The sequence below is a fragment of the Alteromonas sp. Cnat3-28 genome (assembly GCF_022348265.1).
In the GTDB taxonomy this organism is placed as follows: domain Bacteria; phylum Pseudomonadota; class Gammaproteobacteria; order Enterobacterales; family Alteromonadaceae; genus Alteromonas; species Alteromonas macleodii.
This window is the reverse complement of sequence record NZ_JAKREY010000002.1, coordinates 239,406-263,790: the sequence shown is the minus strand read 5'-3', so window position 1 is coordinate 263,790 and position 24,385 is coordinate 239,406. Positions and strand designations below refer to the sequence as shown.

General features: G+C 46.6%; 23 protein-coding genes. 7 read left to right on the top strand and 16 right to left on the bottom strand.

Annotated features, from left to right (window positions below):
- Positions 1 to 649: 649 nt before the first annotated feature.
- Both MHM87_RS03290 and mdoH read left to right on the top strand, forming a co-directional pair.
- Entirely contained in the window at positions 650 to 2,275 is a 1,626-nt protein-coding gene (locus MHM87_RS03290) for a glucan biosynthesis protein G (protein ID WP_239257763.1), read from the top strand.
- On the top strand, positions 2,256 to 4,247 hold the full coding sequence (gene mdoH / locus MHM87_RS03285) for a glucans biosynthesis glucosyltransferase MdoH (RefSeq protein ID WP_239257762.1): 1,992 nt from the start codon (positions 2,256 to 2,258) through the stop codon (positions 4,245 to 4,247). Before MHM87_RS03290 ends, mdoH begins: the two co-directional genes overlap by 20 nt.
- Positions 4,248 to 4,360: 113 nt before the next feature.
- Here the strand turns inward: mdoH and MHM87_RS03280 are convergent, their stop codons facing one another.
- The 3 genes from MHM87_RS03280 to nudE all read right to left on the bottom strand — a co-directional run bounded on the left by MHM87_RS03280 (position 4,361) and on the right by nudE (position 6,485).
- Entirely contained in the window at positions 4,361 to 4,945 is a 585-nt protein-coding gene (locus MHM87_RS03280; RefSeq protein WP_039228733.1) for a YceI family protein, read from the bottom strand.
- A gap of 127 nt (positions 4,946 to 5,072) precedes the next feature.
- Positions 5,073 to 5,918, bottom strand: a complete 846-nt coding sequence (gene cysQ, locus MHM87_RS03275; protein ID WP_014951323.1) for a 3'(2'),5'-bisphosphate nucleotidase CysQ — start codon at positions 5,916 to 5,918, stop codon at positions 5,073 to 5,075.
- A 3-nt stretch (positions 5,919 to 5,921) separates the two neighbouring features.
- Positions 5,922 to 6,485: an ADP compounds hydrolase NudE gene (gene nudE / locus MHM87_RS03270; RefSeq protein ID WP_014951322.1), complete on the bottom strand. Its 564-nt coding sequence runs from the start codon at positions 6,483 to 6,485 to the stop codon at positions 5,922 to 5,924.
- Positions 6,486 to 6,556: 71 nt separating this feature from the next.
- On the opposite strand from nudE, the gene yrfG reads away from it, so the two are divergent.
- From yrfG to MHM87_RS03250, 4 genes are all read left to right on the top strand, one after another.
- On the top strand, positions 6,557 to 7,270 hold the full coding sequence (gene yrfG, locus MHM87_RS03265) for a GMP/IMP nucleotidase (RefSeq protein ID WP_014951321.1): 714 nt from the start codon (positions 6,557 to 6,559) through the stop codon (positions 7,268 to 7,270).
- Between the two features lie 13 nt (positions 7,271 to 7,283).
- Positions 7,284 to 7,829 (top strand): inosine/xanthosine triphosphatase, encoded by a 546-nt coding sequence (gene yjjX, locus MHM87_RS03260; RefSeq protein WP_239257761.1) that lies wholly within the window; start codon positions 7,284 to 7,286, stop codon positions 7,827 to 7,829.
- A gap of 280 nt (positions 7,830 to 8,109) precedes the next feature.
- Positions 8,110 to 9,498, top strand: a complete 1,389-nt coding sequence (locus MHM87_RS03255; protein ID WP_014951319.1) for an NAD-dependent succinate-semialdehyde dehydrogenase — start codon at positions 8,110 to 8,112, stop codon at positions 9,496 to 9,498.
- A 233-nt stretch (positions 9,499 to 9,731) separates the two neighbouring features.
- The gene (locus MHM87_RS03250) at positions 9,732 to 10,790 is read left to right on the top strand and encodes an MBL fold metallo-hydrolase (protein WP_239257760.1); all 1,059 of its coding nucleotides are present in this window, start codon (positions 9,732 to 9,734) and stop codon (positions 10,788 to 10,790) included.
- A 58-nt stretch (positions 10,791 to 10,848) separates the two neighbouring features.
- Here the strand turns inward: MHM87_RS03250 and MHM87_RS03245 are convergent, their stop codons facing one another.
- The 13 genes from MHM87_RS03245 to gspC all read right to left on the bottom strand — a co-directional run bounded on the left by MHM87_RS03245 (position 10,849) and on the right by gspC (position 23,836).
- Positions 10,849 to 12,282 carry a YdgA family protein gene (locus MHM87_RS03245; protein ID WP_239257759.1) on the bottom strand — a complete coding sequence of 478 codons (1,434 nt, stop codon included), beginning with the start codon at positions 12,280 to 12,282 and terminating at the stop codon, positions 10,849 to 10,851.
- A 100-nt stretch (positions 12,283 to 12,382) separates the two neighbouring features.
- Complete coding sequence (locus MHM87_RS03240) at positions 12,383 to 13,138, bottom strand: type II secretion system protein N (protein ID WP_039228726.1); 756 nt, start codon at positions 13,136 to 13,138, stop codon at positions 12,383 to 12,385.
- Positions 13,135 to 13,614, bottom strand: coding sequence for a type II secretion system protein M (locus tag MHM87_RS03235; protein WP_014977776.1), 480 nt, complete (start codon positions 13,612 to 13,614; stop codon positions 13,135 to 13,137). The genes MHM87_RS03240 and MHM87_RS03235 overlap by 4 nt, the downstream gene beginning before the upstream one ends.
- Positions 13,611 to 14,810 (bottom strand): type II secretion system protein GspL, encoded by a 1,200-nt coding sequence (gspL, locus tag MHM87_RS03230; RefSeq protein WP_239257758.1) that lies wholly within the window; start codon positions 14,808 to 14,810, stop codon positions 13,611 to 13,613. The genes MHM87_RS03235 and gspL overlap by 4 nt, the downstream gene beginning before the upstream one ends.
- Positions 14,810 to 15,856, bottom strand: coding sequence for a type II secretion system minor pseudopilin GspK (gene gspK, locus MHM87_RS03225; protein WP_239257757.1), 1,047 nt, complete (start codon positions 15,854 to 15,856; stop codon positions 14,810 to 14,812). The genes gspL and gspK overlap by 1 nt, the downstream gene beginning before the upstream one ends.
- On the bottom strand, positions 15,853 to 16,479 hold the full coding sequence (gene gspJ, locus MHM87_RS03220) for a type II secretion system minor pseudopilin GspJ (protein WP_014951312.1): 627 nt from the start codon (positions 16,477 to 16,479) through the stop codon (positions 15,853 to 15,855). The genes gspK and gspJ overlap by 4 nt, the downstream gene beginning before the upstream one ends.
- A gap of 1 nt (position 16,480) precedes the next feature.
- Positions 16,481 to 16,909, bottom strand: a complete 429-nt coding sequence (gspI, locus tag MHM87_RS03215) for a type II secretion system minor pseudopilin GspI (protein ID WP_014980699.1) — start codon at positions 16,907 to 16,909, stop codon at positions 16,481 to 16,483.
- Positions 16,906 to 17,532, bottom strand: a complete 627-nt coding sequence (gene gspH / locus MHM87_RS03210) for a type II secretion system minor pseudopilin GspH (RefSeq protein ID WP_014977775.1) — start codon at positions 17,530 to 17,532, stop codon at positions 16,906 to 16,908. The genes gspI and gspH overlap by 4 nt, the downstream gene beginning before the upstream one ends.
- Before the next feature lie 5 nt (positions 17,533 to 17,537).
- On the bottom strand, positions 17,538 to 17,975 hold the full coding sequence (gspG, locus tag MHM87_RS03205; protein ID WP_014951309.1) for a type II secretion system major pseudopilin GspG: 438 nt from the start codon (positions 17,973 to 17,975) through the stop codon (positions 17,538 to 17,540).
- Positions 17,975 to 19,201, bottom strand: a complete 1,227-nt coding sequence (gene gspF / locus MHM87_RS03200; protein ID WP_156087244.1) for a type II secretion system inner membrane protein GspF — start codon at positions 19,199 to 19,201, stop codon at positions 17,975 to 17,977. Before gspF ends, gspG begins: the two co-directional genes overlap by 1 nt.
- On the bottom strand, positions 19,202 to 20,767 hold the full coding sequence (gene gspE / locus MHM87_RS03195; protein WP_275443088.1) for a type II secretion system ATPase GspE: 1,566 nt from the start codon (positions 20,765 to 20,767) through the stop codon (positions 19,202 to 19,204).
- A gap of 1 nt (position 20,768) precedes the next feature.
- Positions 20,769 to 22,820: a type II secretion system secretin GspD gene (gspD, locus tag MHM87_RS03190; RefSeq protein ID WP_014951306.1), complete on the bottom strand. Its 2,052-nt coding sequence runs from the start codon at positions 22,818 to 22,820 to the stop codon at positions 20,769 to 20,771.
- Positions 22,821 to 22,918: 98 nt separating this feature from the next.
- Entirely contained in the window at positions 22,919 to 23,836 is a 918-nt protein-coding gene (gspC, locus tag MHM87_RS03185; RefSeq protein ID WP_239257756.1) for a type II secretion system protein GspC, read from the bottom strand.
- Between the two features lie 129 nt (positions 23,837 to 23,965).
- Here gspC and hslR point away from each other — a divergent pair, with 129 nt between their 5' ends.
- Positions 23,966 to 24,370: a ribosome-associated heat shock protein Hsp15 gene (gene hslR / locus MHM87_RS03180; RefSeq protein ID WP_014977772.1), complete on the top strand. Its 405-nt coding sequence runs from the start codon at positions 23,966 to 23,968 to the stop codon at positions 24,368 to 24,370.
- Positions 24,371 to 24,385 lie beyond the last annotated feature (15 nt).

The window sequence follows — 24,385 nt, the reverse complement described above, 5'->3', positions numbered from 1 at the left end:
CAAAAGGCTACTTGGTTGATGAACACAAAGCCGTACTTGCCTTCATGCCATCTTTATTATTTCCGTTAAGAAATAGTGTCCGATTTATTTATCAACATGATGAATAGCAAAGCGTTTGCCAACTTCGTACTAAATCACTATTTTGATATGTCTTAATTTATCTATGTTGCTAATATTTATAGATAAAATACGTCTGGCTTTTTAGAGGCTACACATTTGAAATGTTCAAAATCAAAGTTTGATGTATTCCTAGTAAAACGTTGGCACACAAAACTGTCTCTAAAAAACAACAGTTATCCTTTTGTCTAACTCATCGGACATTTTTACAAGCCAGTGTTCTCCACTAATCCACAATGTGTGTGTTTGTAAGGCATTGTAAATTATGAAAAAATATAAAAAATAGCGGCGACTATTTCGTGTTGGAACAGCTTTTGCTCAAGTCTCTGTGTGTTATCCAACATTCACTTTAGCCCTTCGGCAAGGAATTCGGTTTTTCACGATATTAGTGGATAAAGAAAGGAAGAGAGCGCCTTTCTCGCGTGGCTTCAATCAATACCGTTTTTGTAAAAGACGCTTTTCAGTAGGCAAGGCGTGTAGCGAGTTGTTGATGGTCATCTGGATAACCATTGTTTTCATAAGGAGAGGACAAATGGCTAAGCCAGTTTCAATTTTCGGTAAAGATTTACAAACGAATGTGCGCCAGCGCAATAAGCTGTCACACCTTCTTTTAGCGATGAGCAGTGTCATCGCATTATTTGCGTTTCATCAAGCCGGTGCAGTTGAGGTTAACGACGATAATCAGCCTCAAAAAGCATCGCCGGTTCTTCAGTCAATTATTGATGCTGCACGCCTGTCAGCGACAGAGAGCTACGAGCAGGACGATCACGGGTTAAACAGCAAGCTTAAAGAAATTGACTACACCACGTATCGTTCAATTCGCTTCAAGCCCGAGCAGAGTCTTTGGCATGGCGAGAATGACTACGAACTGCAGTTTTTTCACCCGGGTTTTTTATATGAATACCCTGTCACTATCCACACTATTGGTGAAAGCAATAAGCCTGAACGCCTAGCGTTCAACAGTGACATGTTCAACTACGACGGGTCTGCGTCGGGGTTAGCTGGGCTAACGGACGAAAAGTCAGGGTTTGCTGGATTTCGCGTTCACTACCCTATCAAGAACGAAGAGTACAAAGACGAATTTGCTGTATTTTTGGGGGCAACGTACTTCCGTCTTGTAGGTAAAAATCAAGTGTACGGTATCTCTGCACGAGGTCTTGCGATTGATACGGCGCTAGCCAAAGGCGAAGAGTTCCCCCACTTCACTGAGTTCTGGGTCATAGAACCGAGTGAGGGTAAACCTATTACTGTTTATGCGCGTCTTGAAAGCCCTTCTGTAGCGGGCGCGTACAAATTTGTTATACAGCCTGATATTGATACCAGCGTTAAGGTAGAGAGTTGGTTATTTGCCAGAGATGACGTGAGCAAGCTAGGCATTGCACCGTTTACCAGTATGTTCTTGTATGGCGAGAACACAGAAAAGCGCCATGACGACTATCGTCCAGAGGTGCATGATAGTGACGGTGTACTCATGGTGACTCACGCTGGTGAAGAAATTTGGCGCCCACTGACTAATCCTGCACGCCTTCAAGTCACGTCACTTAGCGACGCAAACCCTAAAGGATTCGGCATGCTTCAACGCGACGGCGAATGGGATAATTACCTCGACGCAGAGGCCAATTACCATATACGCCCAGGGCTATGGGTGACGCCAGAAGCTGGTTTTGAGAAAGGCCGATTAGAAGTCGTCGAAATTCCGACTAAATCCGAAATACACGACAATATCGTGGCTTTTTGGACGCCTGAAAAGCCATTCAATTCGGGCGAATCACTGTATTTCGCTTACGAGCTTAAAACCGTAGAACAAAATCCGTTTGTCAGTGAACTGGCCTCAGTTGTACGTACCCGCCAAGGCAAGGCTGTGTTGCCGGGTGACGAGTTTAAAAACGACAGTCTAAATACGACACGACAGTTCAGCGTGGACTTCAGCGCGCCTTCTGCCATTGCTTTTGATAACGAGTCGATGAAGTTGGTGGTACAGGGTACTAATGGCACAATTTCTCAGCAGCGACTTTACCCCGTTGCTGATGGACAAGAATGGCGGGCCACCTTCTTTGTTAAGCCGAAAGAAAAGCAGACGGTAGATATGCGCGCTTACATAGAGAAAGACGGTAAACGTGTGAGTGAGGTTTGGAATTATGTCTACCAACCAAAATAATCGCGCTTACGTAGCGGTATCGGACGAGGCTAAAGCCGTGCCTCAGGTTAAAAGTGATGGCACTGCACGTGCTTCACACTTCATCTTAAAAGGAGAGCATATGCGTTTGTTTATCATGGCAATGCTAGTTATTCCAAGCACGGCACTGGCCGGTTGGAGTTTATACGAGATCTTTTTACCTAACGGCCTTACCAACCTAGAGATTGCACAGCTGGGGTTGGGGCTAACCCTGTTCGCATGGTTGTGTATGGCGTTTTGGACGGGCATTATCGGTTTCTTTCTGCAGCTTTTTAACGTTGACCCGTTGAGCTTGCGCAGAAATCAAACGCCTCCTGATACTTCTGTGTCATTAACGCAAAAGCACGCTGTCGTCATGCCGGTTTATAACGAAGATACCCGCCGTATTATGGTGGGGTTTGAAGCTTGTATTCGCGAATTAATGGAAAGTGACAACAGTTCTAAATTCGACTTTTTCATGCTCAGCGACACCCGCGATATGGAAAAAGCGGATGCAGAGCTACGTGCATTTACCCGTTTGAAAAAGCGTTTAGGTGCCTTCTCTAGTCAAGTGTTTTATCGTCGTCGCGAACAAAACCTGCACAGAAAAGTGGGTAATCTCAAAGAGTTTTGTGAACGCTGGGGTGCAAACTACGAGTCAATGATTGTATTAGATGCCGACAGCGTAATGACTGGAGAGCGCATGCAAGACTTGGCGCGTCGTATTGAGCAAAACCCTGATACGGCGTTAGTGCAGACCATTCCAATGCCGGTACGTCAAAACACCTTCTTTGGTCGTTTTGTGCAGTTTGCTGCTCATCTTTACAGCCCAATGTTGGCGACAGGTCTATCGTTTTGGCAAACAGACAGTGCAAACTATTGGGGGCACAATGCCATTATTCGTATTGCACCATTTATGCAGCACTGCGGGCTACCTACCCTTGAAGGGCGCGCGCCTTTTGGCGGTGAAATTTTAAGTCATGACTTTGTTGAGGCTGCCCTACTGCGCCGTGCTGGCTGGCAGGCCTACTTGCTTACCGACACCACGGGCAGCTATGAAGAAGTGCCAAGTAACATTGTTGACTACGCAATTCGCGACCGTCGTTGGGTGCAGGGCAACATACAGCATTTAGGGTTATTGAACGTTAAAGGTCTAAAAATGGCAAACCGCCTGCACTTCTTATTTGGTGCGTTTGCGTACATCTCTTCACTCATACTATTTTGCATGTTGGCGCTAGGTACAGCAGATGCGTTAATTCGCGCCACGTCAGTGCCAGAGTTCTTCGTGTCTGAATACCAGCTGTTCCCTAGTTGGCAGGTAGCGCGCCAAGACATGATGATGGTAACCATGTGGGGTACGGCGGCCTTACTATTCTTGCCTAAACTTCTCGGTATTACCTTAGCTTTAATAAAACGTCGCGGCGAATTTGGTGGCGCGTGGTCTCTACTTAAAGGGGCAGCAATTGAGTTAACTATGGCCGTGCTTATCGCGCCGCTAATGATGTTCTATCACAGTTATTTTGTGATTAGCGTTTTTGTTGGCCACTCAGTTAAATGGGAAGCGCAAGAGCGCGAAGGGCGCAAAGTACCGTGGAAAGTTGCAATTAAACACACGCAAATTATGAGCTGTCTAGCGGTAGCGTGGGGCGTAACTACCTTCTATTTCACCCCGTCGCTATTTATGTGGTTGTTACCTGTATTGGTAGGCATGGTGTTAGCGGCGCCGGTTATCCGCTTAACAAGCAGCGATAAACTAGGCATAGCCATGCGTAAGTGGGGCGTGTTTGTCATTGACCAGGAAGTGAATGAGTGTAAAGCACTTAAGCGTTTACGCGTTGCAATGGGGTATTTCGCTATATCACAGCACAAGGCAGAAGTACCTGCGCTTCCTGATAACGTGTGGCAGAGCATGCCAGAGCAAGTACTAAGTCAAAAGCCATTGCCTATGCGCCACAGGCTTCCTAACAGCGCATAATGGACTCAAAGTAGATATCAAAACAAAAAAACCGCACATGTGTGCGGTTTTTTATTGCGTTTAGTTACGTGCCACCTAGCTTTTTATAGATAGACGGCGGCAAGAACAGTGCTTTATTGAGTAAACGTAACTGAAAACGTTACGGGTACTGTTGTTGTTATGCTCTTAAGCCCTGCAATTTTTTGAAGTGCAGCTACGCCTTCAGCAAGTCCAAAAGACTCTGCTTTAATTAACGTTGGTGACGTGGTTGATACGGTAAGCGTATCGTCGTCTACTTTACTTGCTTTAACAGAAAATGACGTAGGAACGGCTTTTCCGTGCAACATCAAAATACCGTCTACCTTCCCGTTAACAACTTGGCCCGATTTCAGGTTCATCATTGACTCAGGCAAGTTGGCCTCAAATGTCGCTTGTGCAAACTTGGTCACGTTGAACAGCATCTCTTGCATTCGCTTGTTGCGAATATCAATGGCTGTATTCACTGACGATAAGTCAACCGCCACGTTAAGTTTGCCACCGTCAGACAGCGTACCATCAAAGCTATCAAACTTATGTACTTCGGTGACTTGTGCATTCTTCGTCGATAAGAAGTGTAGTGCACTTGTTTCGCCGTCTATTGACCAATCGGCTGCGGCGGGAAATGCTAGCCCACATGCGAGCAATGCTGCAGACAACGTGCGAATACGTGTAGTCATCATAGGTTACTCCTTTTACTTTTTGGTTCCATCTGGCTTGATTTAACCACTACCAGAGTAATGTGGCCCAGCAACATTACTACGCTATTATACGTAGGTTAACACGCTGCGCTAAGTAAATTATTACGCGCTAGTGCTGATGTGGGTTTACGAAGTCATCATACTGGACTACATCTTGCCATGGCACCCTTTGATCGCCCATTACCACAAAATCTGGGTTCTCTAACGAATGACGCTGATTGTAGGTAAGAGGTTCGAAGTTAGCGGCGGCAATACTCCCACCCGCTTCAGAGACAATGCATTGCGATGCGCCAGTGTCCCATTCGCCGGTAATACCGATGCGCATAAACACATCAGCTTTTCCTTCGGCAATAAAGCAGGCTTTCAGGGAACAGCTTCCCAATGGAAGCGTTTGGTATACGCGCTTGGCGCACATTCTGCTGAGCACTTTTTCTCTCGACTGACGACGGCTTATTGCAATCATTACCACACTATTTTTAGGGTCGTCTAGCTTGCGTACGCTTATTGGGTGATCGCCATCAGGTGATGACTTAAACGCACCTTTGCCTTTCTGGGCGTAATATAGCGACTGCCCTGGCGGCCAAAAGATAACGCCTATTGTCGGCTCATTATTCTCTATTAGCGCAATGTTTACTGCGAAATCACCGCTTCTAGCAATGAATTCTTGGGTTCCATCGATGGGATCGATTAACCAGTATCGAGGCCAATGCTTTCGCTCTTCTAAACTTGCGTGTTTGTTTTCCTCTGAGAGGATTGGGATATCAGGCGTTGCGGCTTGTAAGCGCTTGTTGATGATATCGTTTGCCAAATAATCTGCGCTGGTAACGGGAGACTCATCGTCTTTTTGATAAGCGTCAAACTCCCCTTTATCGTATACTTCTAATACGGCTTCACCGGCTTCGATGGCAATTTCTTTCGCAAGTTCTAGTAGGTCGGCATGGGCGTCATCGGGCATTGTTTATTGTTCCTTAAACCACTTTTGAGCTAAAAACAGCGCGGCTATACAGCGTGCTTCTACAAAGTCTTCTCGTGCAAGTAAAGCATCTGCTTCATCTAAAGGCCAGTGAATCACCTCAAGAGGCTCAGGTTCGTCGCCTTCAAGTTGCTTTGGATACAAGTCTCGAGCCAAAACAATGGTCATATTGGCGTTAAAGAAAGTGGGCGCCATGCTGACCTTATGAAGCTCCACAAGATCATTGGCCGCGAAGCCTGCCTCTTCTTGTAGTTCGCGATTAGCAGCTTCAATGGCAGTTTCGCCAGGGTCTATTAAACCTTTTGGAAAGCCTAGTTGATACGAATGTGTGCCGGCAGCATATTCACGAATTAACACCATGGTGTTTTCATCAAGCATAGGCACTATCATTACCGCGCCCCTGTTTCCGCCAGCCATCCGCTCGAATTCACGGGTGGCGCCGTTCGAAAACTCAAGGTCTAAGCGTTCTACCCTAAAGAGTTTGCTTTGCGCAACGATTTCACGAGAATGAATTTGTGGTAACGGTTTGTTCGGATCAATTTTTGGCATGTCTATCGCTACAACTTTGTTATCATACTTGTATACAATTTCTTAGCTTACTTCATTATAAGGAAAATCGCTTGCCCTTTCTGCCCTGGAATGAAATAGAAACTGTACTGTTAGACATGGACGGCACTTTGCTGGACCTTCATTACGACAACCAGTTCTGGCTACATCATTTGCCTAAACGATTAGCACAAATAAGAGGAATTTCAGAGGCGCAGAGTCAACGTGAAATGACTGCGCGATATGAGTCAGTATTCGGGCAAATTCAATGGTATTGCTTAGATTACTGGGCTGAATCTCTTGAAATGGACTTAGAAAATGAGTTTATGCCGCTGAAGCGTGAGCTGGCACATTTGCTCGCCCTTCGTGACGATACAATTCCGTTCCTTGATGCGCTTCATGACTCAGGCAGGCAGGTGGTATTAGTGACCAATGCGCACCCAAACAGTTTGGCGCTAAAGATAGAGCATACCCAGCTCGACGCACATATCGACAACCTTATCTCTACCCATGAGTTCGGCGTAACCAAAGAGTCTCAGCTGCTATGGGAAAGATTACAGGCACGGGTAAAGTTCGATGCCCATCGCACTCTATTTGTCGATGACTCACTGCCAATTCTAAATGCGGCAAAGACATACGGTATTAAACATTTACTTGCTGTCGATAACCCTGATAGTACCTTGCCAAATCGCAATATTAGTGAGTTTCCAGCGGTGCGCGATTACCGTTTAATGCTAGAAGATATTAAGCAGAACCCTGTGGGGACTGTTTCGAAAGGACGTTTTTAAAGGACGAAAGCACATGGTTTCTGACACAATTTATGTAGGGTCGCTGAATCCGGTAAAAATTAATGCTGCGCTCAATACACTCTCTGACACACTAGAGCACGATTTCGACGCTCAGGGTATGGCTGTACCAAGCGGCGTGCCTGACCAGCCAATGAATGAAGATGAAACGCGCTTGGGCGCAATTAATCGCGTGAAGGCCATGCTTGCTCATCATCAAGGCGGAATCACAGATGCGTGGTATGTGGCAATTGAAGGTGGTGTGGATGTATTTGAAGATGGTCCTGCTACCTTTGCCTATGTGGCGATATACCATGAAGGTCACTGGTCGGTAACGCGAAGTGCAAGCTTGCCTCTTCCTGTAAGCGTATATCAGGCGCTACAGCGTGGAGAAGAACTTGGGCCAGTTATGGACAAGCTCTTTGATACGGTAAACATAAAGCAAAAAGGGGGGGCTATTGGTTTGCTTACTCTAAATCACGCCTCGCGACAAAGTGTTTATGAGGTGGCGTTAACGCTTGCTATGGCAAAGTTCCATTTCCCCGACTTATACACTGACTAGTGTTGAACCTCTTGTGCTGTACAACAAGGCGCATTACACCGTTAATCAAACAGAGAGCCGCAAGGGTATCCTTACTTAGGAAAAATGATAAGGCGATCGCAACGGTCGCCCTGAAATCTTTACTGCGATAGGTAATCTTTTCTGGATCCTTTCTGACACTATCCATTACTTAGACTTCAAGTTACTTCTATATTATTGAAAATAGGTTAAAAAATATTTTTTGACACCTTGGCTTTTTAGTTGCACTTCCTTCAGACCAAACGGAATAAGGAGAGTGACAATGAGTGAGACAATCAATACCTACAACCCTGCTACAGGTGAAAAGATCGATCATTATCATTTGATGTCAGCCGAGGACGCCGAGCAAGCAGTTACCCGTTCACAAGAAGCCTATTTGAACTGGCGCCGTACGTCATTTGAGACCCGCGCAGATTTATTTAATAACCTTGCAAACCTGATGGAAGAGCGAATTGACGATCTCGCCAGCCTGATGACACGGGAAATGGGTAAGGTTACCGCGCAAGGAAAGCAAGAAGTGCAGCTATGCGCTGAAATATGCCGCTATACGGCCGAACACGGCGCTTCAATTTTGGAAGACGAACACCGCATTTTCGAAGGCGGTCGAGCAATCATTACGTACCAGCCCATTGGCGTTATTCTTGGCATCCAACCGTGGAACTTTCCGTTGTACCAAGTTATTCGTTACAGCGCCTCAAACATAATGGCGGGTAACACCACGGTACTGAAACATGCTAAAAACGTGTTTGGTATGGCGCAAGCCATTCAGCAAATGTACGAAGATGCTGGCTTTCCTAAAAATGTTTACCAGTCGCTGCTAATTGATGGCAGCACGGCAAGTGACTTAATCAAGCACAAATACGTTCGCGGCGTTACTTTTACCGGGAGTGACGAAGTAGGTAAAGAAGTGGCTAAGGAAGCTGCAAGCTTGTCTAAGAAAACCGTAATGGAGCTTGGAAGTAACGACGCCTTTTTGGTGTTAGAGGATGCTGACATCGACCATGCTGTAGAAATGTGTATCCAAGGACGCGTTATTAATAACGGTGAAACCTGTGTGGCGGCTAAACGCTTTGTTATTGTGGATAGCGTCTATGAAGAATTCCGAGACAAATTTGTGGCGCAGTGTAAAAAGCTAAAAGTTGGCGACCCCACAAACGAAAACACGGATTTGGGCCCAATGGCGAGAGAAGACTTGCGCGATGAACTTCATGAGCAAGTGAAAAAGTCGCTAGAAAACGGCGCTACGCTATCACTGGGTGGAGAAATTCCAGACTCTGATGGCTATTTCTACCCAATCACGGTGCTGGAAGATGTATCGCCAGGTATGCCCGCTTATGATGATGAGCTATTTGGACCAGTTGCGTCGCTCATTCGCGTACGCGACGACAAGCAAGCCATGGAAGTAGCAAATGATTCACGCTATGGCTTAGGCGGTGGTATTTTCAGTACAGATACTGATAAAGCCATTGCGTTGGCGAAAGACGAATTTGATACAGGAATGGTAAATATTAATGGCTATTCACTCGCTCAGCCAAACTTACCTTTTGGTGGTGTGAAAGACAGCGGTTACGGTCGTGAGCACGGAGGTTATGGTATGCGTGAATTCGTCAATATCAAAACTATCATGGTCGCTGAGAAATCGGCCGAGTAGTGCACTTCGGTAAGAAGCAATGAGAAGAAAGGCGAACTTCAGGGTTCGCCTTTTTTGTTTTGCCGTACGCCCTATTCATTAAGGTAGTCGCACAGTCAAGTCCATGTAATCGAAAACATTCAGGGGAAAAAACAGTGCACAGTCAACTAGGCTGAATAGTTTCGTCCGGGCAAACGGTCTTTTAATCAAATATCTGTGTATTAATGAGTAGGGAATAACATAAGGCGATGGTTATGACGGTTATAAATAAACGCTTAAGCAATGTAAGATCAGGCATTGGGCTTACAAGGCAGGACAAACTGCGCGGTAGAAAACAAACTGCGTTTTTTTGCGCTATGACAACCACTGCTATTCTATCGTTCTCGGCTTTAGCGCAGCCGTTGTCTCAACTATCAACTACATCAGACGATGCCGGCCTAAGCACCAGTCCTCCTATGGGTTGCCATAACGTTTCAGTGCAAATATTAGGGTCGGGTGGACCTGAATTGGATGACGGCAGAACATCTAGTGCCTATGTGGTTTGGATAAATGACAGCGCCCGCGTGTTGGTAGACGCTGGAAGCGGAAGCAGCGTTCAGTTTGGCGCTGCGGGGGCAACGTTTGAATCGTTAGAAGTTATCTTGCTTTCCCACTTACACACCGATCACTCCGCCGATTTACCAAGCTTTGTAAAAGGTGGGTATTTCACCGATCGCGAGAAGGATTTAATAATAATGGGGCCAGAGGGCAACGACATTATGCCGTCCACAAACGCCTATGTGTCGTCGTTAATAGGGAAAAACGGCGCGTTTAAGTATCTGTCTTCTTACACCATAGAAGGCCAAGATGACTATACGATATCCACAAAAAGCATCGGGGCCACAACCTTTGAACAACCGTTTAAACGTAATGTAAACGATAGCGTCAGTGTTGAGGCAATGACGGTGAACCACGGGCCTATTCCAGCATTAGCGTGGAAGGTCAAGGCCAATGGCTGCGAGGCTGTATTTTCAGGCGATACCAATGATAAACAAGGAAACCTTGCTCGTTTTGCTAAAAACGCGGACCTTTTGGTGCTGCACAACGCCATTGGTGATGACGCGGGTCAGGTTGCTAAGAACTTGCATATGACGCCGACTCAGATTATCGACATTGCCGCGCAGTCAAACGCTAAGCAAATAGTGTTGTCTCATATTATGAAACGTAGCGAACCGGGTCTTGATGCACTTACTGAGGCGGTTACTGTTGTAGCAGAAGGTCGAGTATATGCCGCTGAAGATTTAATGAACATTACCCTGTCTGAACAGGAGTAAAGTAAGCGTAAACCGTTTGCGATACACGGTTTACGCTTTTATAGAGGTTCTCTAACTACTATTGAGGGGCAAAAGGCAGCGGAATAGGCGTACCGTTTACACTGGCTTCGCCATCTTTTAGTGTTAGCTTTGTCTCGTAACCTTTCTCGGTTTCTTTTATTAAGCCTTGTTGAGCAAAGGTACTTAGCATCATAGGTGTCTGTTGTTCTACAGCGGCTTGAAGCTCTTCAGCCGTCATATTTTGTGCTTGTGGCGTCGCCATTAGTTGGCCCATCATATAGCCAGATGCCATACTCTGTGCTAGCGCTTTATCGGCGGTGATTTGTGCATCAGCCAGCAAATGCGTGACCCAATAAGCGGCGTCTTCCAACGTACCGGGAAGTGCATCTATACCCACTAATTTCGTGTTTGCGTAAGCGTTAAACGACCCTTCAGGCAACGTTGCTTTCAGCTTCGTTATATTAATCTCTGGCTCAGCTTTAAGCTGTGTTAGCAAGTTAGCTTCAATAAACTCCATCATTTTGGCTGGCACTTCTTTAGAAGGCACCAATAATGAATTGTTGCTAAAATCTTGATAGGCCTTAATGAAGTCGATATCTAAGTTATTGATGGCAACGCCTAATACCATGTCTGTAGCATCAAGCTCAGGGCCCACGGCTTTGTCGACAGCGTATTCTACGTAGACATTGGCGGTGTTATTGTCTTCGTCAATCTTGACGTCAGTAGCAAAAGCTAGGTTCTCAATCTTAACTGTCGCACCTGGCTCAATGTTAGAAATTTCTATGCTTTCAATACGCGCCTTACCAGTAGATTCAAATAAGTCACCTTTGAACGCCGCTACCATATCGCCATTATAGCTCATATCCATAGACAGGTTTTTCATCTCTAAGGAAAATTCATCTGCACTTATGCTTAGCGATTCACCCGACGACGTATACAAAGTTTGGTCACCATCAGGCTCAGCTTCACCCGCATAACCAGAGAAAAGCAGTGTGAACCCCTCTTCTTCGGCCGTCGCGCTAAGCGCTGGAATAACGTCTGCGTAGCTTAGTCCACCAAACAAACCAACCACGCCTTCGTTGCGATAAATTGGCTGTTGGCCATCCCACTGAACGTATTCTCTTAACTCATCTCCATCAATAGACACCGTATAGTGAACGCGGCCTAATCCTAAGCCATCGCCAAAGTACACCGGTCCGTGATGAGCTACTAGCGTAGCGGTAATGCTAGGGTTTTCTTCCATTGGTATATCAGTGGAGTCAACATTCTGTGCATTGATTAGCGCTTGAAAATCGACAGCAAGCTTGATTTCTGCTGTTGTCGAAAACCAGCCTTTGTCATACGAAAGTACCTCGGCAGAATAAACGGCTTGTTGGTTAATTTCGTTTACGGCGGCGTTAACATTTTCGTGAACGCTAGTGCCAATAAAATAAGGGGCAACGCCAAGTGCAACCAAAGTTACGCCCGCGCCAGCTAGAAGAGGTTTGTTCATGATTACAATCCTTTGTTAAAAAGTGTTCCCAGTTCCTCTGGCCACAAACGTGAAGTACGTTGGTGGCCTAGAAATTCTACGCATAGTTTGTGCTAATGCATCACAGCTTAATAGCGATATAGCCGCTACTATCCGGCGCACCAAACAAGCGTGCGGCCTGATGGACTTCTTGCGGTAAGCTGTCGTCAGGCTTAAATTTACCACTTACTCGAATATTTTTCATCGTAGTAGGGATAACCGCATCCATCGACAAGCTTAGTAAGTTAGGCTCGCTTACTAGTATTCCAATGTCATCGCCTTCACAACGCAGCTTTGCGGAATAAGTGCCAAAATCAATAGGACCCTGTGTGCCGGCAACTGTCGCGTTTAGCCAATCTCCGGTACCGTTTAGCGATTGACACGCAGGCCCAAACGTTAAGTCACTAAGCGACACTTTAAAGCGCCCTCCAGCATTTACTGGCAGCGGAAGGCGAACTTGTGCAAGCACGCGGTCTACCGGTAAATACAGCGTGAAGTTTTCGGTATTTACGCTGTTTTGGCTGAAAAGTCCCGTGGTAATAGGCCCTTCAAATGCAATGTCGTTTTTATCGCGAATATTACCTGCTTTAAGGTTTAATTTAATTTTACCTATCAACATATGTAAGGGACTAAGCTCCCATTTTACATTGTTGATAGGCAGGCCATTAACCACTACAGTTTGCGCCTTGCCTGAAAACAAGGTGCCGCTAACACCACTAACGGCAACATTGCTAGGTAACGCAATACGGCCAATAACGTGAACAGCAGGCATGTAAGCAATGGCAAACAATAAGAAGGCAATAATGCCGCCTATAATCCAACTAACTTTCGACTTCATGCTTTACCTAATTGTAATCGGCGAATTTTGATATAGCCTGGCGCATCGGCCTCGGCAATATCCGCTTGAAGAATAATCACGCCCATATTTTCCATGGCTTTGAGCCATTCTAAAACACTGTTAAACGGCGCCTGATCAACCCACACCTGAAGCTCGTCGCCTTGTGGCTGCATACGAGATATAGCAATGTCGTGCTGAGCAGTAGTGCGGTTTACCGCTTGCGGTAACGAGCCAGAGAATGTTCGTTTACCCCCGCTGCTGCGGCGCAATTGCTGTGCTCTTGCTGCACTGTCTTTTACCCAAACCAACAAGGATTGCTGATTGTCGAGAAGCTGTTTCTGTTTATCTAAAGCAGCATTAAGCGGCGACCATACCGCAAAATAAAATAGCGCAATTATTAATAGCACAGCTGAAACCAGTACTAACTTTTGTTCGCGCTCGGTCAGCGCTTTGTACTTTTCTAAGAGTGCATTCATGAGGTACTCCTTACTGATACTGTACCTACAACGCCATTGTCACGATTGTTTATGGCCCCTTGTTCAACCACAAAGCCTGCGTTTTCTGCTGTACGTTTAAACTGCTCTAGCGCTTCAAAGTTTTTACCTTGCGCCTGAATGCGAATCTCAGTGCGGGTGGCATCGAAGCGCAGTGTTTGCGGTTTTACATCAGTGGCTGAAAAAGCCGGAGCGAGCTGGTCTAGCATAATAAGCATAGAGGCACTGCCACCACCTTGTTCTAACTTGGCAAGCTCGCTTTGTAGCTTCAATCGCACGTTGCGATAGGTACCAATATTGGGGAAACCCGCTTTAACAGCGGTATTAATCTCACTGCTTAACGCCTGATTTTGGGCTTTAAGCTGGTAAAGAGAAAATCCTTTGTCGATAAGGCTGGTGCATAGCGCTAACACTGCTAATACTGCAGCAACACGCCACTGATTCAGAACACCGCTGCGCTTGCGCTTTACCTTGTAATCGCCTTGGCATAGGTTAAAGCTGCTTTGCATCGCTTCTTTTGCCAATACTTGCATAGGCAGCTCTAAGGGTGCCTGCGCTTCCTCAATATTTGGCAAAGTGCTTAAATCGATACCCGCATAATTGGTAATGGTTATCGGGCTTTCTTGTTGTGCTGTAAAATGGACAAGAGTTGGCAGTAACCATGTTGCCTCGCCCTGCACGCCTTTGAATGTGTCTTGTCGAACGAGAAGCTGTTCACCTAACGTAAGCACTGACCAACCGTTTTCGGTGACTGGCACTGCGAGTACATCAGGAATAATGATGTCGCAGAATAACCCTGCTTCGCTAAGCCAGGACTGCCACAGCTCCATCTTTTCATGGCTAACTACTGCAACGGCCTGTTCATCGCCTCGCTTAGGGCCGATCGCAAAAAACTGCTGGCTAATGTCAGTGGCAAGCTCATCTTCTAGCATAAACGGGATAGCAGAAATGATCTTGCGGCCAGCTTTAGGCGGCAGCTCAACCCATTTGAGTAAAATTTCGCTGCTAGGAGCTAAGGCAATAACACTTCGTTGTCCCGCGCGTTCGGTCAGCGAAGATAAGGCTTCTGCATTAGGCAGCTCGCCCGATGCAATAATTTCATCTTCGGTTCGCGAATAAACGAGCCAGCTAATTGGGTCTGTATGGTTGGCGCCTAAACGCACCAAGAGTTGTTCCATCAATAGGTTCCCCCAAACTCGCGATTCACAATACTAACGCCGGTATCGGCATTAACGTGAAACACGGTGGAAAGCTTAAAGGTTGCTTTGTTGTATTGTGTTTTTGTATGCAACATAAAATATTCAGTTTTAACCGAAAACCAATCTTGTCGAGTGCTTGTTAAATTAAGCGCTTGAATAGAGGGCTCGCTTAAAAATGCATTGGTATCGTCCCAGCCGTTTTGCGGGCGACTGCTAATCAAACTTGCGGCCTGCTGAATGTCTAACCCCGTTAGGCCTGCAAGTAATGGTGCATCTTCTTCTTCTAATGTGTTGACGTTAATTTTCAACTCATTGTAATCCGGGATCACGCAAACTAATGGCAGTAATGCGTCTAGCCATTGTGGTGATACACCGTTAATAATACGCAATTCACTTTTTGATGCCAGTGGTCCGTTAGCTGCTAGGTAAGGAAACTCTCTGGACTCGTATTCGCTGTCTTCTGCACCGTAAGGGCGCATTCTGTCATCTTCGTCGACCCAGTCGGCTAAACTGTCGCGTAAGGTATCTGCGGTGTAGTTGTCTAGTCCGTCAACGCTAAGTGATAGCAACATAGTGTGAAAAGCGTCCATGGTTTCCGTGGTGTTACTTGCCCCACTGCTGCCATTACCGCTGTTACTGCCCGCGCCTCCTGCACTGCCAGACGTAATCGCGTTTAAATTAAAACACGCTTGCAAATCGTCTAAGTTAGCGGTTAAACCACCGTTTTCTAAAGGATAGCTGAATTCTTGTGCCCAAGGCTGATCTATAGAAATCACATTCGGGCTTTCTTCTATCAAAGACTGAATAGACTTACGCGCAAAAGCCTCGGCTCCCATGGCGTACCAGTAGGCTTGATTGTTGTCTTTTAAGTTCATCGTACGCTGCACCTGAAGCTGCAAGCGTGTACCCATTTCTGTGGCTAATACCGCAACCAAGGCTACTATCATGAGCACAATCATTAATGCCACGCCTTGCTGCTTAGCGGGTGGAGCAATCGACTTGCGCTGAGTACTCTTGATTGTCATGACGATTCACCCGTAGTTAAGGTAAATTCTCTGCGTATTTTTCCGAAGTCTTTACTGACAAACTCAATGGCCACCGCGCGCGGCAGTGCAGCTCCTTTATAACTTTCGCTCCACGACAGGTCTTCGTCTTCATCTAAGGAACTACTGTTAGCGGTGGCAAGGAATTCAATTTTTAAGCTTTCTACATCCTCTAACAGCACACGGACTTTGGGCTCGTAGCCTATGACGTTATCCACATAGTTGCTGTAAAGGCGCTCCAGTTTGTTTTCTCTAAGTCTATAGGCGACAAACTGTAGGGTACTTCGTGGCAACATTAACTGAGGGTTGTGCCACCCTCCGCGTACAAAACCAATGCCGTCATCGTCACTGTCGTCGGTTTCACCGCCAGACATGACCACGTCTTGCTTTTCGCCGTTAACCCTTGCTGCGCGAGGCACGGCTTGCTGAAGGTCTCGCTCAATCGTGATCATGGCACGCTGCAATAATTGAAGTTTTGCAAAACGCTCTTCTGAAATATCATTGCTGTCGATAACTGTGGTAAGTAGACCTGTGGATGCAAGCCCAATTAGGGTGAATATGGCCATAGCAATCAGTATTTCGATAAGCGTAAATCCGCGCTGCATGCTAATTTCCCGCCGTCGGTTTAGCAACGAAAGTGGTTACTGATGTAACTGAACTGCCGTAGCTTTCGTCTTCACCCACCGAAACGGTTACCGATCGCAAGTCGTTGTCGTTGGTTTTTGTCACCGTTTGCTGCCAGTACCACGTGCGATCGGCCATCTCCATCGTGCCTTTTAAGTTGTTCTTGGGCGGCCACGTGGTATCTAATTGAAGCTGGTTTAAGCGATTGCTTGCCACCCAGTTGGCAAAGGTGACAGATTCTATTTGCCCAACGCTTGATAAGTGCTCGCCTGCAGCTTTAAGTACTGCTGTACCGGTTAGCGCAAAAATAAGCAGGGCAACCATAACCTCCAGTAGCGTCAAGCCACTTTGCTGGCGTGGCGTGGCAGGTGCAACGTTCTTTGTCGATGCATCAACGTTGAACGCACTCATAGTGGTCTCTCCAGCGGCCCTTCAAGCACTAAAGGCGGAAGATCTTGGTTTTGCAGGCTGTAATAGACGGGGTTGTCGCCGTCATCACCTTCGTAATTAAACGACAAGGTAAAAGGCGTAATTTCGCCACTCGACATTATAAGCACTTGAGGCGGAGGCAGCTTTTTCTCTTCTTCGTTACCTATTTCAACCCCTTCATCAGAAACACTTAAATTCTCGTCGAATAGTTCCCTGTCAAAGAGCCTGTCTTCAACATCCCATGGTAAGTCGTCTAAATTTAAAGTGAAGGTGAAAGGCTCAGGTAACGTATAAGGCTCGTAGGTTTTTTCGCCTTCGATACGCTGCCACTCATCATCGTCGTCTAAGTAGACAAAGTAGTATTCATTTTTATCGGCTTCAAACCGCACACCAAGCTGTTGTTGATTTAACACCGCAAAATCGCTGGCCATATCAACAATCACCTGCAGGCGTTGCGCTTGGGTTTTTAGCAGGTCAGATTTACTCGCACCGAATGCGTTAAACATAACGTAACCCGCCGCCAATCCCATAAGCAGCAGTACCAGCATGACTTCTAATAGGGTAAAGCCTGCTTTTTTCAAAGATGTACTGCCGCGGTTGCGCATAAAGGTTAGTTCAGGTATTCGTTAATGTTCCAGTTACCAATGTCATCATCAGTACCCGGTTCGCCGTCTGGACCATTAGAAAAAATATCAACTACGCCAAGTTCTCCCGGGCTAATTAGTGCATATGGATTGCCCCACGGATCTTCAGGCAGGCGTTTAATGAAACCACCTTCAGGGTAATTACGAGGAATCGGGTCGATAGTCGGCGCGGTAACTAGCGCTTCTAGTCCCTGTTCTGTGGTTGGAAAGCGGTTGTTACGCAGCTTGTACATCTCAAGCGCACTTTCCATTTGCTGGATGTCTACCGCCGCCTTTTTAAGCTGCGCTTCTTCTTGGTTACCCAAGATTTGCGGTGCCACCATAGACGCCATAATACCGATGATTAGAAGTACGACCATGACTTCAATCAAACTGAAACCAGAACTGCGATTAAGTGTTTTCATTAAATATTCACCATGTTGTTCAATGCTAAAATTGGTTGCAATATTGCCATAACGATAAACAGAACAATGCCTGCCATCGATACAATAAGTAAGGGTTCAAATACCTTAAGTGAGACACCAATAAGCGCTTCAAATTCCCTATCTTGATTATCTGCGGCGCGAGCTAGCATTTGCTGTAGCTCACCCGATTTTTCACCAGACGCAATCATATGCATCATCATTGGTGGAAACATTTTTGTGTTATCTAGTGCCGCCCGCAGGCTGCTGCCTTCTTTAACGTTAATGGCTGCTTCAGCTACTTGGTTCTTAATATGTTGATTTTCCAGTACATCACCCGATATACGCATGGCTTCAAGCAAGGGTACTGCGCTGGCGCTGAGAATACTTAAGGTGCGAGCAAAACGCGCGGTATTAAGACCGCGAGATACCCGGCCAATTAACGGCAAGGTTAACAGCGCTCTGTGGTAGCGCAGCTTCATGTGCTTTTGCTGCAGCACGCGCTGAATAATGACAATGAGCACACCAATACCAATAAGCATGAACAGGCCGTAGTTTTGCAGCCACGTACTTACGGATATAAGAAATTGTGTAATGGCAGGAAGGTCTTGCCCCATGTGATCGAACTGCCCAACTATCTTTGGCACTACTACGGTTAACAGCAGCAACACGATACCCATGGCAAAAAATAGCATTAGCGATGGATAAATCATTGCTTGCGTGATTTGGCTACGGGTTTGTTGCCTGCGCTCAGTGTAGTCGGCAAGGCGATTCAACACGGTATCAAGATGACCGGATTTTTCCCCTGCTGCAACCATTGCGCGGTATAGCTCATCAAACACACTCGGAAATTGACCCAAAGCATCGGCAAGCCCATGACCTTCCACCACTTTACTGCGCACCGCCATCATCATGTTTTTCTGGCGAGGCTTTTCACACTGTTCGGCTACGGCAAGTAATGCTTCTTCAACAGGAAGGGCCGATTCGACAAGGGTAGCAAGCTGGCGCGTGAGTAGCGCTAAATCTGATGCAGAAATTCGCGGTTTGAATAAAGAAAACGAAAGACCTTTGCCTTCGCTTTGTGTACGCTCTGCGACCTGCTCTACTTCTAAGGGAATTAAGCCTTTTTCACGCAGCTGCTGACGAACCTGACGTGCATTATCGCCTTCAAGCACACCGTTTGTATTTTTACCGCGGGCATTAACCGCCTTAAAAGCGAATGCCGCCATTTAGTCTTCCCTCGTAACTCGAAGCACTTCTTCAAGTGAGGTAGCACCAGCAAGCACTTTGCTACAGCCGTCTTCACGAATACTTGGTGTCGTCTTTCTGATGTAGCGTTCAATGGCTTGCTCACCTACACCTTCGTGCATCATTTCACGCACTTTTTCATCTACCAACAATAGCTCGTGAATACCGGTACGACCACGGTATCCCGTTTGGTTACACGCGGCGCAGCCGTGCGGCTTATAGATAGTGGTGTCGCTTGTGGCATTCTGCCCTAGTATTTCCAGCTCAGAGGCGTCAGGTGAATGTGGCTTTTTGCAATCTGGGCACAGGGTACGAACGAGTCGCTGTGACAATACGGCCAATAAGCTCGAAGACAACAGAAATGGCTCAATGCCCATGTCTTCTAAACGGGTAATCGCGCCCGCTGCCGTATTGGTATGCAGGGTAGAAAGTACCAAGTGGCCGGTTAAACTGGCTTGAACAGCAATTTGCGCGGTTTCGATATCACGAATCTCACCCACCATGACTACATCGGGGTCTTGACGCAAAATAGCGCGAAGGCCGCGGGCGAATGTCATATCTACGCGAGGGTTAACCTGCGTTTGTCCGATGCCCGGAAGATCGAACTCAATAGGATCTTCAACGGTTAAAATGTTTCTGTCTCGCGAGTTTATTTCGGTTAACCCTGCGTACAAGGTGGTACTTTTACCCGAGCCCGTTGGACCGGTAACCAATATAATGCCGTGAGGCTTGCGAATAAGAGATGAAAAGTGGTTACGGTTTTGCAGCGTCATGCCTAAATCTTCTAGATTTAAGCGCGCATTGTTCTTATCCAATAGACGCAGCACCACGCGCTCGCCGTGACTTGAAGGCATAGTAGAAACACGCACATCCACCGCTCGCCCTGCAATACGCAACGTTATACGACCATCCTGAGGCACACGTTTCTCGGCAATGTCTAACTTCGCCATAACTTTTATACGTGACACCAACATGGAAGACAGCTTGCGGTTAGGACGTAAAATTTCGCGTAATACGCCGTCTACCCTGAAACGAACCACAAGCTGGTTTTCAAAGGTTTCAATGTGAATATCTGATGCACCTTCTTTGATCGCCTCGCCCAACATGGCGTTGATAAGCTTGATGATAGGCGCATCGTCTTCACTGTCTAACAGGTCTTCAGTGTCAGGCAAGTCTTCAGCAAGAGCGAACAAATCACTTTCGTTACCAAGGTCTTCCATAAGTTGTTTAGCCGCAGAACTATCGCGCTGAAAGGCGCTGGTAAGCAGGCTTTCAAACTCATTGGCAGGAATAGTTTTAGGAACAAAAGGTTCGCCGTAGAAGCGTCGCACTTCGGCAAATACATCAAACGGCGTATTCTCTGTAAAATATAAGACCGCAGGTGTTTCATTGGTTTCCAGCAACACCTGATTACGCTTTGCAAAGCTAAAAGAAAGCTGTCTTGGACCGGCCTCTTCTTCAGGCAAACCGGCTTCTTCACCCATGGCTTCTAAGGCTTCTTCTTGTGCCTCTAATGCCTGAGTAATCTGTTCGTCCTGCCCTGCCATGTTAGTCGTTACCTTCTTCTTGTTTCTGCTTCTCTTTCTCCGAGAGGTATTCTTCAAATGAAGGAGGTAAAGCGAGTGCGTCATCCCATTGAGGAATGCTTGGCGTCTCTTCATAAGGCATTAGCGAAACACCTTCTTGCTGGCGTTTAAGCTGAAGTGCGCGAATGTAGTTGTATTTGCGATGGCTGATTGCGTTCATTGTTGCGCCGTCGCGGACGATAGTCGGCTTTAGAAATACCATCAAGTTGCGCTTACGCTTGCTGGTTGATGTCGATTTGAATAAGTGACCGAGTATTGGAATGTCACCTAATAACGGCACTTTTGATTCGCTTTCTTGCACGTCTTCGTCAATCAAACCGCCAAGAACAATAGTGCCGCCATCATCTACAATCACCGTGGTTTTAATTTCACGCTTGTTAATTGAAATATCTACCGATGTAGCGCCACTTACGCTAGACACTTCTTGTTCGATAAGCAGCTGTACCGCGTCGCCTTCGTTGATTTGTGGCGTAACTTTAAGTTTGATACCCACTTCTTGGCGGTCAACGGTTTGAAAAGGGTTAGAGTTGTTCGCGCCTGTAGTTGTGCCTGTGATAATAGGCACTTCCTGACCTACAATGAAAAACGCTTCTTCGTTATCCATAGTAGTTAGGTGAGGTGTGGCAAGAATATTTGAATTGGTGTCGGTGCTTACTGCTTGTACTACCGCGCCCCAGCCATTTTCGATAACGCCGGCAATAAGGCCGTTAGCGCCGCCTAAAAGGCTCGCTAGTGCGGTGTAATCGCCTTCATCGGTGGTGTTAACTGTGACCACTTCGCCATCATCTGTTACATAGGCTTCGGTATCGGTATCGTCTTCTGCTTGCTTAAGGGCTACCGCCAATGATCCAACCGGTACAACACCGTTGCTGAACTGTGTACCGCCGCCGGCTTCAGAAGCCCACTGCACACCCAATGTAGTGCCGTCGCCTTCAAAGACTTCAACGATAATGGCTTCAACTTGTACCTGCGCACGGCGAATATCAAGCTGACGTACTACCTCTTCTAACGAGCGCATCATGTCCGGCTCTGCGGTAATAACAATGGCATTAGAATCTTCGTGCGCATCAATGCTGATTTCACGGTTAGAACCCGCTCGGCGCGATGTAGTGCCACCGCCTTGCTCTTCAGCTTGAATGCTTGCAGATACGCCCTGTAATACTTTTACTAAATCTTCCGCTTTAGCGTAGTTAAGAAACAGCACGCGGGTGTTGCCGTTTGATTCAAGCTCTTGGTCCATGCGCTGAATAAGGTTGATAAGACGCTGGCGTGCTTTAATATCGCCGCTCACAATAACCGAGTTAGTTCTGTCGTCTGCCACAACGCGAGGCTCCGACTTAGTGCCAGTATTGGCTTTGCCTTGCGACTTATTAATGCTGTCAATAATGCGCACCATTTCTGATGCTGACGCATAGCGAAGTTTAACGATTTCTACTTCTTCGTCACCGGCACGGTCCACGCGCTCGATAATTTCTACTAGTCGGTTAACTACCGCAGCACGGCCGGTTAGCATCATTACGTTCGATGGGTCGTGGCTAACCACGTTACCGCCGCCCGCCTGGTCATTTAGCTGACGTAAAATAGGTGCAAGTTCGCGCACCGGTACGTTATAAACAGGCACAACGCGAGTGATCATTTCATCGCCGTCGCGATTAGCGCCTTCAACAACAGGAATATTGGATGTTTTAGCGTCTTTCGAGCGAACCACTTTCAAAATACCGCTAGGCATTTCTACAACGGCAAAGTCATACACTTGAAGTACGTTTAGGAAAAACTGGTAGTACTGATCTTCATCGAGCATGTCATAGCTGCGTACGCTTATTTTTCCACGTACGTTAGGGTCGACAATAATGGTGCGCTCAAGATTTTTACCAACAATATTAATAAACTCGTTGATGTCAGTATCTTTGAAATTAGGCATGTACTCAGCGGCCGTCACCGAGAAACACAGAAGCGCTGTACACATGGCTGTGCTCAAGCGAGATAATAGTTTTTGGCTAGTGCGCCTTTTCATTCTAACTTCCTTCATTTCCTAACTTGTCGATGACCGAATTGCTTTATTTGTTATTTTGCTTACCTAGCGACAATATAGCGCTGCTACCGTTAGTGGTATTAAGACTCGGGTAAATCTAGGTATAGCGTAGTTAAACTGCCATCTCGAATAATCGTTAATTCTATAGTTTGTGCATTGCGTAGCTCAGACAGCGCCTCTTGCGATTGCTGCAAGTCGGTAAGGTCTAGCCCGTTAATCTGTGTAATGACATCACCAGCCTGAAGCCCTGCCGATTTAAATAATTCAGGCTCTTTGCCTGGGCTCACTTGGTAGCCGATAAGCTGGCCTTCTTCAGTTTTTGGCGATATTGAAATAAAGTCTGTGAAGTTGGCTGGACGCTCTCGCAGAGCTGCAGTTGCCTCTAATGCTTCGTCGCTAAGCTCAACGGTGTCTTCTTCTAATTCTTCTGGCTCAGGTCGGTTTCTTGCCTGCATTTCACGGCGACGATTAGCTTCGTCGTAGTCAATTCCGTCAAGCATCAGGGTTTCGTTTCTCACCCCGTTCCTAATAATAACGCGATCGTTGTACACTTTTTGCAACGTGGCATTGGTGCCTTCAATCTTCTCACCTAGGCCATAAACCGCTTGGCTGCCGCGATTTTCAATAATAGCGGTACCCGCCTCCTGCTCTGAACTGGCCACAACGCCCGTCAGGGTTAGGTTTAAGCGCGTTTCTGGTGCGTCGGTAACCTCGGCGACCGGTTCAGCAGGTTTGGCCGCAGCATTACCAAATAAATTCAGCTGTTGTATTTTGGCGATGTTGCCCCCATTTTGGCCTGACGACGAAGAAATAACCGGAGCACGGCTTACTGTGGGTGTCGCAGATAGTTGAGGTTCGGGTATAATTCGCCACACGAGTTTGGCAGCAAATGCAATTAAATACAGGCTGAGCAGAACCACTACGATGGTATGTAGCTGTTTTTGATGCTGGTTCAGATAAACAACCAGAGATTGTGGGTTGGGTTTATTGAATGTCATGCTGCCACTGATGGTACTGCTTTATTATAATATAGTGAATTTTTGGTTAACCGCGCTTTAGCAAACCCATAATAGCCTAGTAAAGGTGAGGGTCACAACACTAAAGCCACACCATTACGAAAATATTACATGAGCCAATCGGATAGCAACAATACAACACAAAATGTCAGGCTGGACAAGTGGCTATGGGCTGCAAGGTTCTTTAAGACCCGCGCAATAGCAAGAGACATGGTGCAGTCGGGAAAAGTCCAGTACAACGGGCAAAGAGCCAAACCTGGTAAGCATGTAGAGCTTGGCGCCATGATTAAAGTTCCCTCAGGATGGGATAATCGTGAAATTAAGGTGCTAGGCTTAAGTGACAAGCGTTTGAGCGCGCCTTTGGCGCAGGCGCTTTTTGAAGAGACGATTGAAAGTGTAACGAAACGTGAAGAAAACCAAACGGCGCGCAAAATGAACGCCTTTCACAGCCCTAAACCAGATCATAGACCTGATAAAAAGCAGCGACGACAGATTATTAAATTTAAGCAGCAATAATGAGCTGCTCAACAG

Bases quoted from the DNA above. Each gene is read 5' to 3' on its own strand.
- cysQ (WP_014951323.1), bottom strand. From the start codon at position 5,918: ATGCCCGATGACGCCCATGCCGACCTACTAGAACTTGCGAAAGAAATT.
- gspJ (WP_014951312.1), bottom strand. From the start codon at position 16,479: ATGCAGCGCGGATTTACGCTTATCGAAATACTGATTGCTATGGCCATA.
- mdoH (WP_239257762.1), top strand. From the start codon at position 2,256: ATGTCTACCAACCAAAATAATCGCGCTTACGTAGCGGTATCGGACGAG.
- gspD (WP_014951306.1), bottom strand. From the start codon at position 22,820: ATGAAAAGGCGCACTAGCCAAAAACTATTATCTCGCTTGAGCACAGCC.
- yjjX (WP_239257761.1), top strand. From the start codon at position 7,284: ATGGTTTCTGACACAATTTATGTAGGGTCGCTGAATCCGGTAAAAATT.
- gspE (WP_275443088.1), bottom strand. From the start codon at position 20,767: ATGGCAGGGCAGGACGAACAGATTACTCAGGCATTAGAGGCACAAGAA.
- gspG (WP_014951309.1), bottom strand. From the start codon at position 17,975: ATGAAAACACTTAATCGCAGTTCTGGTTTCAGTTTGATTGAAGTCATG.
- gspK (WP_239257757.1), bottom strand. From the start codon at position 15,856: ATGACAATCAAGAGTACTCAGCGCAAGTCGATTGCTCCACCCGCTAAG.
- gspI (WP_014980699.1), bottom strand. From the start codon at position 16,909: ATGAGTGCGTTCAACGTTGATGCATCGACAAAGAACGTTGCACCTGCC.
- gspF (WP_156087244.1), bottom strand. From the start codon at position 19,201: ATGGCGGCATTCGCTTTTAAGGCGGTTAATGCCCGCGGTAAAAATACA.
- MHM87_RS03280 (WP_039228733.1), bottom strand. From the start codon at position 4,945: ATGATGACTACACGTATTCGCACGTTGTCTGCAGCATTGCTCGCATGT.
- MHM87_RS03240 (WP_039228726.1), bottom strand. From the start codon at position 13,138: ATGAAGTCGAAAGTTAGTTGGATTATAGGCGGCATTATTGCCTTCTTA.
- gspC (WP_239257756.1), bottom strand. From the start codon at position 23,836: ATGACATTCAATAAACCCAACCCACAATCTCTGGTTGTTTATCTGAAC.
- MHM87_RS03245 (WP_239257759.1), bottom strand. From the start codon at position 12,282: ATGAACAAACCTCTTCTAGCTGGCGCGGGCGTAACTTTGGTTGCACTT.
- gspH (WP_014977775.1), bottom strand. From the start codon at position 17,532: ATGCGCAACCGCGGCAGTACATCTTTGAAAAAAGCAGGCTTTACCCTA.
- nudE (WP_014951322.1), bottom strand. From the start codon at position 6,485: ATGCCAAAAATTGATCCGAACAAACCGTTACCACAAATTCATTCTCGT.
- MHM87_RS03235 (WP_014977776.1), bottom strand. From the start codon at position 13,614: ATGAATGCACTCTTAGAAAAGTACAAAGCGCTGACCGAGCGCGAACAA.
- gspL (WP_239257758.1), bottom strand. From the start codon at position 14,810: ATGGAACAACTCTTGGTGCGTTTAGGCGCCAACCATACAGACCCAATT.
- hslR (WP_014977772.1), top strand. From the start codon at position 23,966: ATGAGCCAATCGGATAGCAACAATACAACACAAAATGTCAGGCTGGAC.
- MHM87_RS03255 (WP_014951319.1), top strand. From the start codon at position 8,110: ATGAGTGAGACAATCAATACCTACAACCCTGCTACAGGTGAAAAGATC.
- MHM87_RS03250 (WP_239257760.1), top strand. From the start codon at position 9,732: ATGACGGTTATAAATAAACGCTTAAGCAATGTAAGATCAGGCATTGGG.
- MHM87_RS03290 (WP_239257763.1), top strand. From the start codon at position 650: ATGGCTAAGCCAGTTTCAATTTTCGGTAAAGATTTACAAACGAATGTG.